Source organism: Psychrobacter aestuarii (assembly GCF_904846035.1).
Taxonomy (GTDB): domain Bacteria; phylum Pseudomonadota; class Gammaproteobacteria; order Pseudomonadales; family Moraxellaceae; genus Psychrobacter; species Psychrobacter aestuarii.
Genome location: NZ_CAJGYT010000001.1, coordinates 2,452,380 through 2,464,223 on the forward strand (window position 1 = coordinate 2,452,380; position 11,844 = coordinate 2,464,223).

11 protein-coding genes are annotated in these 11,844 nt (G+C 48.9%); 9 read left to right on the top strand and 2 right to left on the bottom strand.

The genetic code is table 11. The features are described 5' to 3' along the window. Positions 1 to 46: 46 nt before the first annotated feature. From JMW05_RS10520 to JMW05_RS10535, 4 genes are all read left to right on the top strand, one after another. Positions 47 to 418: a lipopolysaccharide assembly protein LapA domain-containing protein gene (locus tag JMW05_RS10520; RefSeq protein ID WP_201505206.1), complete on the top strand. Its 372-nt coding sequence runs from the start codon at positions 47 to 49 to the stop codon at positions 416 to 418. A gap of 50 nt (positions 419 to 468) precedes the next feature. After that, positions 469 to 1,179: an orotidine-5'-phosphate decarboxylase gene (pyrF, locus tag JMW05_RS10525; RefSeq protein WP_201505207.1), complete on the top strand. Its 711-nt coding sequence runs from the start codon at positions 469 to 471 to the stop codon at positions 1,177 to 1,179. Between the two features lie 147 nt (positions 1,180 to 1,326). Next, complete coding sequence (locus JMW05_RS10530; protein WP_320158761.1) at positions 1,327 to 2,124, top strand: metallophosphoesterase; 798 nt, start codon at positions 1,327 to 1,329, stop codon at positions 2,122 to 2,124. A gap of 154 nt (positions 2,125 to 2,278) precedes the next feature. Continuing rightward, positions 2,279 to 3,103 carry a histidine phosphatase family protein gene (locus JMW05_RS10535; RefSeq protein ID WP_406947462.1) on the top strand — a complete coding sequence of 275 codons (825 nt, stop codon included), beginning with the start codon at positions 2,279 to 2,281 and terminating at the stop codon, positions 3,101 to 3,103. A 199-nt stretch (positions 3,104 to 3,302) separates the two neighbouring features. On the opposite strand, the gene rpsT is transcribed toward JMW05_RS10535, so the two are convergent. Beyond that, complete coding sequence (gene rpsT / locus JMW05_RS10540; RefSeq protein WP_201505208.1) at positions 3,303 to 3,569, bottom strand: 30S ribosomal protein S20; 267 nt, start codon at positions 3,567 to 3,569, stop codon at positions 3,303 to 3,305. Positions 3,570 to 3,968: 399 nt separating this feature from the next. Here rpsT and JMW05_RS10545 point away from each other — a divergent pair, with 399 nt between their 5' ends. The 5 genes from JMW05_RS10545 (at position 3,969) to JMW05_RS10565 (ending at position 11,375) form a co-directional block, all read left to right on the top strand. Continuing rightward, on the top strand, positions 3,969 to 4,670 hold the full coding sequence (locus tag JMW05_RS10545; RefSeq protein WP_201505209.1) for an NAD-dependent epimerase/dehydratase family protein: 702 nt from the start codon (positions 3,969 to 3,971) through the stop codon (positions 4,668 to 4,670). 72 nt (positions 4,671 to 4,742) lie between these two features. Continuing rightward, positions 4,743 to 5,276, top strand: coding sequence for a ribonuclease E activity regulator RraA (rraA, locus tag JMW05_RS10550; protein WP_201505210.1), 534 nt, complete (start codon positions 4,743 to 4,745; stop codon positions 5,274 to 5,276). A gap of 218 nt (positions 5,277 to 5,494) precedes the next feature. Next, positions 5,495 to 9,142 (top strand): transcription-repair coupling factor, encoded by a 3,648-nt coding sequence (gene mfd, locus JMW05_RS10555; protein ID WP_201505211.1) that lies wholly within the window; start codon positions 5,495 to 5,497, stop codon positions 9,140 to 9,142. Positions 9,143 to 9,265: 123 nt separating this feature from the next. Continuing rightward, positions 9,266 to 9,697, top strand: coding sequence for an HIT domain-containing protein (locus JMW05_RS10560; RefSeq protein ID WP_201505212.1), 432 nt, complete (start codon positions 9,266 to 9,268; stop codon positions 9,695 to 9,697). Positions 9,698 to 10,007: 310 nt separating this feature from the next. Continuing rightward, positions 10,008 to 11,375, top strand: coding sequence for an adenylate/guanylate cyclase domain-containing protein (locus JMW05_RS10565; RefSeq protein ID WP_227691511.1), 1,368 nt, complete (start codon positions 10,008 to 10,010; stop codon positions 11,373 to 11,375). Positions 11,376 to 11,491: 116 nt separating this feature from the next. Here the strand turns inward: JMW05_RS10565 and fdx are convergent, their stop codons facing one another. Continuing rightward, positions 11,492 to 11,830: an ISC system 2Fe-2S type ferredoxin gene (gene fdx / locus JMW05_RS10570; protein WP_199507092.1), complete on the bottom strand. Its 339-nt coding sequence runs from the start codon at positions 11,828 to 11,830 to the stop codon at positions 11,492 to 11,494. Positions 11,831 to 11,844: the final 14 nt, after the last annotated feature.

An 11,844-nucleotide genomic window follows, 5' to 3' on the forward strand; every position in this document is an offset into this window, starting at 1 on the left:
CACGATTGGTTTATCATTTCTATAAACCATTGAGGATATAATAACTATGCGTGCCTTACTCTTTATTTTTCTATTCTTATGCTTTGCCTATGCGCTTGGCTTGGTATTGACCAACAATACAGAAGTTGGGGTGAACCTATTATTTTTGCAAGCACCTGCGATGAACTTGGGGCTGCTGTTGATTCTGTGTCTGATATTGGGCATTGTCATCGGCATACTTTTAGCATTGCTGTTGTTCCGTGTGCTTCAAAACAAATGGGAAGTCGCCCGTCTGCAAAAACTCAATACCAGTCTACAAACGCAGCTAGAGCAGGCGCATGAGACCTTAGATCGCCAAGCCCAAGCGGCGCAATTGGCGCAAGAAGGACATACCGACATCACCCCCGAACCAGTTTTGACCAAAGAAAAACGTCTGTAGATTATGCGTCAACAGAAATAAGTCAGAGCTGCACCCGTTATGAGGACATTATGAGCACCACAACTGTAACATCACCCATCATCGTCGCGCTGGACAATACCACTTATAATGACGCGCTGCGATTGGCGGACACGCTAGACCCTGCATTATGCCGCTTGAAAGTGGGTAAAGAGATGTTTACGCGCTGTGGTCCTCAAATTGTCAAAGAGCTGCACAGTCGTGGTTTTGAGGTATTTTTGGACTTAAAATTCCACGATATTCCCAACACAACCGCGCAGGCGGTATTGGCAGCAGCCGAGCTTGGGGTATGGATGGTCAACGTACATGCTACTGCTGGTGAGCAGGCAATGTCTCTTGCTAAGCAGCGTCTTGTCGATGGTGGCTATGATACGCTGCTGATTGCGGTGACGGTATTGACCTCGATGGGTGCAGACACTTTGCCCAGTATTGGTGTGCAGGGTACACTTGATGAGCATGTGCAGCGTTTGGCGTTGCTTACCAAGCAATCTGGATTAGATGGTGTGGTGTGCTCCGCCAAAGAAGCCAAGGCGCTTAAAACCTTGTGTGGTCAAGACTTTAAGCTTATCACGCCCGGTATCCGTTTGCCTGAAGACAGCAGCGATGACCAAAAGCGTATCTGTACCCCAGCCGATGCAATGCACGATGGCTCAGATTACCTAGTGATTGGTCGCTCGATTACCACGGCTGCCGACCCAGCGGCAAAACTACAGACCATTTTGGCGACATTAGATGGTCAGTAAGTGATAGCGGTGACGTAATTAAAATTCTGCTGTATTGATTAAAAGACAACCCGCGTGTTGTCTTTTTTATGGCCTGCGCTTTTGTACTGGACAATAGATGCTACACTAACGAATGACCATAACCGCCGTCAGCCAGAAGATTGAACGATGATGAAAATACAAGTATTAAGTGATTTGCATATTGACAGTTATGCCAAGCAGTCTCGTCCACTAGGACAGATTCCAAAGACCGATGCCGATGTGATATTGGTCGCAGGGGATACGGCCAATGGCGATACGGGCATGCTATGGCTACAAGAGCAGGCCGCGACACTTGGCAAGCCGATTGTTACGATTGCGGGCAATCATGAATATTTTGGCGAAGACATTCGGCAGTTTGATGCGCTACTTGGGCGCTGGGACAACTATCACGCTGATATGCAGCAAGGACTACGGGTGCTGCAATGCCAGCATGTGGATATCGGTGACGTGCGTATCCTAGGCTGCACGTTGTGGACCGACTATCAATACCAAGTCACTGAGGAGACGATGTTTCATGCCCAGCAGTTTATGCGCGATTACAAACAAATCTATGTCGGCGATACACTGTTTTCACCTGAGTATTCTGTAGCGCTGCACCAACAGCAGCGCTTGTGGCTACAAAACGCCTTGATAGAAGCAAAAGCCTTGAACAAAAAAGTGGTGGTCATGACCCATCACAGCATCAGTCCATTATCAGTATCAGAAAAATACGCTGAACTGCCGAGCAATGCTGCGTTTGTCAGTGATTTGTCTGAATGGATGTATGAGCCCTGGGCACCGAGTTTGTGGGTGCATGGGCATACGCATGAGGCGTTTGACTATCAGCTGCATCGTACGCGGGTGGTGGTCAATCCGCGCGCCTACCCAAAAGAGACCAGCAGTACCGACCTTGATTTTGCATGGCATAAAGTGGTCGAGGTATAAAAGTTAATAGCCATAATAATACCTAAGCCAAGCATCAGCAAAGCCACGAACTGTGAACCATATCGACAACAATCGACCATTCACGCCATCTATAAAATCTGTTAGGCTACTAAAACGTGGTTTTTACCCTATTTGCTGGCCTGCCTTTGAGAGAATGATGACAGAGATACCGAACACGCCTGCGCCTGCCCATTTGCCTGAGAGCATGATCGCATCGGTGAAACTGCTGCCACAAAACGAGCGTCTGATTTTATTCACCAGACACTCTTTACGTGAGCGCTCAGACGGGCAAGGGTTCGCCAGTGAGCAGTTGCCTTTGACCCCCAAAGGACGAGTACTGGCAAAGTCGTGGGGGCGCTGGCTGGCAACCCATTTGCCGTATTCGCTCGATGTGGACAGTATCTCAAGTCCCATCACGCGCTGTATCGATACCGCGCAGCTGATGCAAGAAGGGGCGGGGCTACGTCGCTCGGTCACGCATCAGTCGCTATTGGTCGAGCCTGGAAGCTTGGTCACTGAGCCGCGGGTCGCGGGTAAGATATTCAAGGAAATCGGCGTACTGAACTTTATCAATCGTTTTTTGCAAAACAATTTAGAGGGCACAAAAAACGCTTATCAAGGCGGGCTCGATATCCTGTCTTTGTTTTATCAGCATCAGCCGCAGCACGGGCATCTGATGCTGGCAGTCAGCCATGATACGTTGATATCGGCTTTTTTGGCGGTGATGTTCGAGGTCAATGAGATTGATTGGAACGATTGGCCTAAGATGATGGAAGGGGTGTTTTTGTGGTTTGATGACCAGCCTTTTGATAAGGCAGAAGCGCACTTTGTCTGGCGCGGCGCGGTCTATACCCGCCCTGTACGGACGCTGCTGGCGCACTATATGGCAGCAGGCTTTCATCCCGATGAGCTGCTGTTGCCGCCTGACGTGTCATGGGGAGAGGACAGCGCAAGTATCACGCGTCTGTTCGACTCATAAGAGCGACCATAACTGTTAATGTGCTATAGACCGCTGTTATTTTAAAAAGTAGTAGGTATAACGGGCAACAAGTATCAAGACAGATTTTAGGCATAAAAAAACCTTGCTGACTGAGCAAGGTTTTTGCGGTATGGACTGTATGCGCTACACTTAGGGTATGCAAACAGCCCATGCCTTGAGTTGTTTAAACAACAATCAATTAAGCTTGTAGGCCTTTGATTGCTTTGTTCAAACGGCTCTTGCGACGAGCGGCTTTATTTTTATGAATAATGCCTTTGTCCGCCATACGGTCAATAACAGGTACTGCTTTGTTGTAAGCTTCAGTCGCAGCAGCGTAGTCTTTTGACGCGATAGCCGCATCAACACGCTTTAGGTAAGTACGAACCATTGAGCGCTGTGATGCAGTGTGCTGGCGACGTTTGGTGTTTTGACGGGCGCGTTTACGAGCTTGTGCAGAGTTAGCCACGCGTATCTCCTTTATAAAAGACAGATAAAAATATGAATATTGATTGCAGTTATCAGACTTACAATCACCGGTGACGAGCAGCCGTCTCGTCTAGCATTATGCCGATGGAGGTCATCGTAAGTGTCAAGGTGGCTTGGAATATATGAAACCACCGCAACGTATAAAGCTGGCTATCTTAGCAAATTATTAGCACAAGGACAATATCTTTACCCACACTTCACCAAAGAAGTGCGCGATAGCTGCTGTTTTGGCGCAAAAAAGTCGCTATAACGTGGCTTTGATAAACTCTCTTACAATAAATGATAGATAATCGCATCCGTTATAGGGTAACTTAGGTCAAAGATTACGTTATGATACCCGCGCAAAGACAACACCAATAATGATAAAAGTGGATAAGGTATGCAGCAAAAAGCCATTGTGATTGGCGCAACAGGATTGGTGGGACAGCATTTGATTAAACAAATCAGTGAGCTGTATGACACCTTGATTGTGATTGCCAGACGCCCGCCTCGTTATATGAATTCGCGTATGCGTTTTTATCAGCTCCAAGATTTTGACAATTTATCAGAAATCTTTGGTAGCGTGGGTGTAGACAAGAGTACTGATGCGTTCAGCTGCCTTGGTACGACCAAAAAACAAGCGGGCAGTGATGAAGCCTTTCGCAAAGTCGACCACGAGTACAATGTGCGGTTTGCGACCTTGTGCCGTGAGCGCGGGGTACGGCATTTCTTTTTGTTGTCAGCGGTCAATGCCGACAGCGACAGCCGCTTTTTTTATAACCGCGTCAAAGCGCAAACCGAGCAGGCGATTGCCGCGCTAAAGTTTCCGCAGTTGGTTGTCTTTCGCCCCTCATTACTCCTTGGTAAGCACAAAGGTCGTCCGATTGAAAGCATCAGCCAAAAGGCGTTTCAGCTGATATCGCCGCTGTTGTCTGAGTCTTTACCGCTACACCCCATCTCTGCCAAGCGCGTGGCTATTGCGATGGCTATGAGCGCGCACGATGTCTATGAGCGCAGCAAGTACCGCGAGCCAAGCGGCTACAGCCACATTCAGTATGTGGAAAACAAACAGATGCTGGCCATGACGCGGGTCAAACCGTAATTGCAATAAACGGCGTGCTGTAAAAGGCACAATATATGCCAACAAGGATGATGCATTCGCAAGGAGCTTGCTATGTCAGATACTTTTTATCATCAAGAAGCCTTCGTCACCTGTGATTTGCTCGATGCAAACCCCAAGGCGCAGGTGTGTCTGCCGAATATTGAGGGCAAGTCTTTTCAGAGCTTTGGCGGCAAAGACCGTTTTTATGGTGAGATTGTCACGGTCAAGTGTTTTGAAGACAACAGCTGCGTCAAAGCACTCTTGAACGGTGACGGCAAAGACAAACAAGGTCGAGGTAAAGTGCTGGTCGTTGATGGTGGCGGCTCTATGCGCTGTGCCTTGCTGGGCGATATGATTGCTCAGTCGGCAATAGATAACGGCTGGGCAGGCGTGGTGATTTATGGCTGCGTGCGTGATGTCGATGACTTGGCAAAGATGGCTATTGGCGTAAAAGCGCTTGGCTGCATACCGCGCAAATCAACCCGCCGTGATGAGGGTCAGATCGATATTGAGATTTGTTTTGCTGATTTGACCTTGAATTCTGGGATGTTCTTGTATGCAGACAATAACGGCATCATCGCCAGCGATACCCCGCTGATAGATTGACATTATTTGAGATTCTCAACGATAACTACGCCAACAAGATAGACATGGTGTGCCCAGCAGTGATGCTGGGTTTTTTATGTTGACTGCATTTTTTTGCTTATTTATATCGTTCATCGCTGCTATATACTGAGTGACAAACCGTTACGGCATAAATTTTGGTCAATGCCAAAAATGTTCGTATAATGGTGCTCCGACCCATAACCTTGACTGCATTGACTATGCCTATCACTGCTTTGACTGACGCTTTTGACACCATCAATAAACAGCTGTTTCCTATTAAAGACGCTCAGCGTCGTATATTGGCGCCCACCCATGGCGCTGTAGGTAGCCTATGGCTGGCAAGTTTGGTCGAGACGACAGTCGGTGATGCCAAAGATAGGCTGACGGTGGTGGTCACGCGTGACCAAAGTCAGCTCAATCAGATTGAGACGGAGCTTGCCTTTTGCGGTGTCGATGCTTATGTGTTTCCTGATTGGGAGACTTTGACCTACGATGAGCTGTCGCCGCACCAAGACATCGTCAGCGAGCGTATTAATCTGCTGACACAGATGCCCACTACGGGCATTTTGCTGATATCCATACAGGCACTTATGCACCGCGTTGCGCCGCCCAGCTGGCTTATCGGGCAGCATTTTGATTTGAGCGTCGGTGATGTTTTTGACATTGCCAAACAGCGTGAACAGCTGGCAACGGCAGGTTACCGCGCAGTAGACAATGTCTTTGAGCCAGGCGAATTTGCAGTACGTGGCAGTATTGTCGATATCTTTGCGATGGGGCAGCCGTTTCCGCTGCGCTTAGATTTGTTCGATGACGAGATTGAGAGCATTCGCTTTTTTCATCCGCAGACCCAGCGCACTTTGAGTAATGAAGACTTGGCAGCGATGCTGTCTGGACAAGACAGCAGTATGGGGCAAGAGTCGTTATCGCTACTGCACAAGTTGCCTGACATCTCAAAGCCTATCAAGCAGTTCCAAATCCTGCCTGCCAAAGAATTTCCTTTAGAAGAAGGTCGTGAGACTTTTCGTACCAACTTTGCCGCCATGTTCCCGGATACCAGTAGCCGAAAACTGGAGCTGCACAAAGATGTGATGGCGGGAATTGCCAGTAGCGGTCTTGAGTATTATCAGCCGCTGTTTTTTGATCCTGAGGTATGGGCGAGCGAAAGCACGCTGTTTGATTATCTGCCGACCGACGCCTTGTTCGTCATTGATGAGGGCTATAGCGCGAAGCAAAGCGATTATTGGTCGCAAATTCAGCGCCGCTATGAAGAGCGCCGCCATGATATTGACAAGCCCATCGTCGCCCCTGAGCTGCTGTATTTGCCCAGCAACCGTCTGAATGAGTATTTAAAGCGCCATCCTCGCGTTTTATTAAGCGCCGACCCGCACATTGCTGCCAGCGCTGACGAGCGTGCCGAGGTGGTGCGCTTAACTTGTGATGTGCCGCCTGATTTGTTCATTAACCATCAGCAGGCAGAGCCGCTAAGCGCGCTGCTGGACTTTTTGCAGGTGCAGCAACAAAACGATACCCCTGTGCTGATTGTGGCAGAGACGGCGGGTCGCCGCGAGATATTAATCGAGTTGTTTAAAAGTAAAGTCGATACCAAGATGTATGCCGATTTTGCCGCCTTTTTGCATCGTGAAGAGTCGCTACAGTCTACAGACAAGCCTTATGTTGGGGTGACGGTCGCGCCGATTGAGCGCGGGGTTTATGTGCCTGAGCGTTTGGTGGTCATTAGTGAGACGCAGCTGTTTGGCAGACAAGTGCTGCAAACCCGCCGCCGCCGCCAAAGTGGGGTATCTGAGGAATTTTTGGTCAAGAGCGTGACCGAGATGACTGAAGGCAGTCCAGTGGTGCATTTAGAGCACGGTATCGGGCGCTATCAAGGTCTTATTACGCTGGATGTCGGTGATGGTGAGCAAGAGTTTATCCATCTAAAATACGCCGATGATGCCAGCATTTACGTGCCCGTTGCCAGTCTACAGATGATTAGCCGCTACAGTGGCGGCGACCCTGCCTTAGCGCCTTTGCACAAAATCGGCACAGGCAAGTGGGACAAAGCCAAGCAAAAAGCCTTGCAACAAATCCACGATGTCGCGGCTGAGCTGCTGAACATGCAGGCACGGCGCGAAGCGAAAGTCGGCATTCATTTTCAGATGGATATGAATCAGTACGAGCTGTTCGCCAGTCAGTTTGCCTTTGAAGAAACACCTGACCAAGCCAATGCCATCCATGCGGTGATGCATGACATGAAGCAGAACCAGCCAATGGACAGACTGATTTGTGGCGATGTGGGCTTTGGTAAAACTGAAGTCGCGATGCGTGCGGCATTTATCGCGGTCAATGCGGGTTATCAGGTGGCAGTGCTCGTGCCGACCACACTGCTGGCAGGACAGCACGAAGACAACTTTTTAGACCGTTTTGCCGATTGGCCTGTGCGTATTGAGTCGTTGTCCCGCTTTGGCGGTAAAAAACACCAAGAAACGGTGCTGGCAGACTTGGCAGCAGGAAAGGTCGATATCGTTATCGGTACGCATAAGCTGCTCCAGCCTGATGTGAAGTTTGCCAATTTGGGTCTGATGATTGTGGATGAAGAGCACCGCTTTGGGGTGCGTCATAAAGAGCGTATCAAAGCGATTCAGACCAATGTTGACAGCTTATCTATGACCGCCACGCCCATCCCGCGTACGCTGAATATGGCGCTTTCAGGCATGCGCGATATGTCGATTATTGCCACGCCGCCTGCGCGCCGCCTCGCCATTAAAACCTTTGTCATGGCAAAAACCGAAGCCTTGATGAAAGAGGCGATATTGCGCGAGCTGCTGCGTGGCGGGCAAGTGTATCTGCTGCACAATGATGTGGCGAGTATCGAGCGTATGGCAGAGACCATCCGCGAGCTGGTACCCGAAGCAAGAGTCGGCGTGGCACATGGGCAAATGCAAGAGCGTCAGCTTGAGCAAATCATGCAGCAGTTTTATCATAAAAAATTCAATGTCTTGATATGTACCACCATCATTGAGACGGGGATTGATGTGCCCAATGCCAACACCATCATCATTGAGCGCGCCGACAAGTTCGGTCTGGCGCAGCTGCATCAGCTGCGTGGACGGGTGGGGCGCAGTCACCACCAAGCGTACTGCTATCTGCTCGTGCCGTCTATCAAAGGCTTAAAAGGTGATGCCAAGCGCCGCTTGCACGCTATCGAACACGCCAATACGCTGGGCGCAGGCTTTATGCTGGCAAGTGAAGACTTGGAGATTCGCGGGGCAGGCGAGATACTGGGTAAGCAGCAAAGTGGCAACATGCAGGCGATTGGCTTTAGCCTCTATATGGACATGCTTGAACGCGCGACCAAAGCCATCAAAGCGGGCAAAGAGCCTGACTTGCACACGCCACTGTCTTTGACCAGCGATATCAATCTGCACAGCTCGGCCTTGATACCCGAAGACTATTTGCACGATGTGCATCAGCGCCTATTGTTTTATAAGCGCATCAGTAATGCTGACGACAAAGCGGCGCTGACGGACATCCGTACCGAGATGATTGATCGCTTTGGCAGTCTGCCTGAGCAAACGCAGCAGCTGTTTGCCATCCACCGTTTGCGCCTGCTCGCTGAGCCGTTGATGGTCAATAAAATTGATGCGAGTAGCAGCAGCGTGAGTATTGAGTTCGCCCCTGACACACCCGTCGACGCGCTGGCAATCATCAAACTGATTCAGTCCAATGGGCAGCACTACCGTATGAATGGCGCATCAGGTATCCGCTATACGCACCCAGACAAGCTGGCAGAGTCTGAAGCGCGGGTCGCGGTCGTGCAAGAGCTGCTGAGCTATTTTACGGAGCATACGGTCGCGCAGCCCGCGTAAAGGCTTAGGATAATGGACAGATGCCATAATCTGACTAGGTAATCTGTCCGATACCTGATAAAATACGCACATTGCTTGCACGTTTAACTTTATTGCTATTTGATAACAAGAGAAACTTTCATTATGTTCCAACTGCATCCCAAACTTGCCGCCGACAGTTTTTTGGTGGGTGATTTTCCTTTATCGACGTGTCGTTTGATCAATGATTGCCAGTTTCCTTGGTTAATTTTGGTACCGCGTGTCTCTGGTATCAAAGAGCTTTATGAGTTGTCTGAATCGGACCAAGCGCAGTTTTTGCGTGAGTCAAGCTGGCTGTCGAGTCAGCTCGCCAAGACCTTCCAAGCCGACAAAATGAACGTTGCTGCCCTTGGCAATCAAGTGCCGCAGTTGCATTTTCACCATATCGTGCGCTATCAAAATGACAGCCAATGGCCAAACCCCGTGTGGGGCACGCCAGCGGTACCTTATACCCAAGAGGTATTGACGCAAATGCAACAGCCGCTCATGATGGCGCTTCGTGGTCATCACCAAATGCCCTTTGATTGGAAAATGTAGTCGCCAGTATCCTTAGCGATTATTTATCCGTCCAAGCTTGTTATTCCTACTTAAGGCATCATTAATACAGATTAATGGTGCTTTTTTTGTTATTAGCGGCATAGGCGATGCCCAATATTGAATGTATAATTTGTGTTAATTTATTTTGATAGGTAAATCAACCGCATACACCGCGTTTTTATAGGGCCAGTAAAAGCTGATTTTCATCTAAGCAGATGGTTTATGGACCACACAGGTCTGTAGGTTGTTGTTAACTTTATCGCTAGAGTGAGCGTCCAGCATGTCTCTGATATCACAATTGAACACATTTGTGTCATCACGCAATAATGGCAGGCAAGGTTTTGATTACCCAGAACTCTTTGTGCTGCTGTTGACCGTATTTTTAATTGCTTGGAATTTTGACTTTGGTCACAGTGCGCTGGCATTGATGATTGTCATCGGCGTGCCTAGCGTGATGCTGCTCATCTACAACTATTCGCGCGATGTGAGTTTTTGGACGACGAGTATCGTGGTGGTGCTGCTGGCAGCGGTCATCGGCGCAATGCAGTTTTGTGCGGTGCTCTCTTTGAGCTTGATACTGATGATTGGCTATCGCATCATTATCAGCCATCCTGACAATCGCTTTAAATTGTCGATTGTAGCGCTGGTGAATGTGGGCATCTTTTATGCGGTCAGCTGGATTATGGTGCCAAGCCGCGTCAGCTGCGCCAATACCATCGTGCCTGACTTGGTACTGCTTGCCAGTATTGTGGTGATGCTCTGGCAGTTTGGTCGTGTTTATTATCAGTATGTGGCCTGCATAGAGTCCTCACAGCAGGCAAAAAGCCGCCTCGGGACGATGGTTTCAGTGATTAACAAGCTTACGCGCTTTATTCAGCCGCAAATCTGGCAACCGATTGTCAAAACCGACAGCCCCGTTGATGTGACCAACAAACGCGCACGCCTGACCATCATGTTCTCTGACATTGTCGGCTTTACTGAGCTGTCGGACAGCCTGAGTGCTGACAACCTTGCCGATATTTTAAACACCTATATGCATCATATGACAGGTATTGCCAACAAACATGGCGCGGTACTCGATAAGTTTATCGGCGACGGGATGGTGTGCTTTTTTGGTGAGCCAAACAGTCGCGGCGCCCGCCAAGATGCTTTAGATTGCGTGGCGATGGCGATTGATATGCGCCGCGAGATGCGCAGCTTGCGACAAAAGTGGCGGCTGATGGGCTTTGAGGGGCTGTATGTGCGTATCGGCATCACCACAGGCTATTGCCACGTTGGCAACTTCGGCAGCAAAAGCCGCCTAAGCTATACCTTGATTGGTAAAGAGGCCAATCTGGCATCGCGCCTAGAGTCTGCGGCAGGCAAGGGCGAGATTTTTATCAGTCAGACCACCTATGACTATATTTGTCATGACTATGAGTGTGAGTTCGCTGGGAATTTTAACCTAAAAGGTTTTGATGAGCCGATACAGGCGTGGCAGGTACTCGACCCTGATGTGCATAAAGGGCAATCATCAAAATGGGTGGATCATACCTTGCCTGGGTTTAATTTGCATTTAAACTTTAAAGACATGAAAAACTACGATTATCAAGAAATCAAAAGCCAATTAAGCTTCGCTTTAGAGCGTTTAGAAAAAGAAGAGCGCGTGATGATGATGGGCGAGGATGAGCCAAAATAAAGACAAGCATTAAACAGCGTGTGAACTGCCAATATATAACATAAAAAAGACCCAGCAAATATAGGTGGGTCTTTTTTTATAAAAAGGCTATTGTTTCGCCAATCAAAACGGGCGTATTAGTGGTTTTCTTTGGCATGATTGAGGGTGTACTTTGGAATCTCAATCGTCAAATCATCATCTTCGAGCATGACCTGACAAGACAGGCGAGAATCTGGCTCCAGCCCCCAAGCGCGGTCTAATAAGTCGGCTTCGATATCGTCCATTTCATCCAAGCTGTTAAAGCCCTTGCGCACCACCACATGACACGTGGTGCATGCTTTTGACATCTCGCAAGCGTGTTCGATTTTGATGCCCTTTTCTAGTAGCGCCTGACACAAGTTGCGACCTGATTCGAGCTCAACTTCAGCACCTTCAGGGCAGATTTCATGATGGGGGAGTACAGTAATTTTTGGCATAATAAGGATTCGCT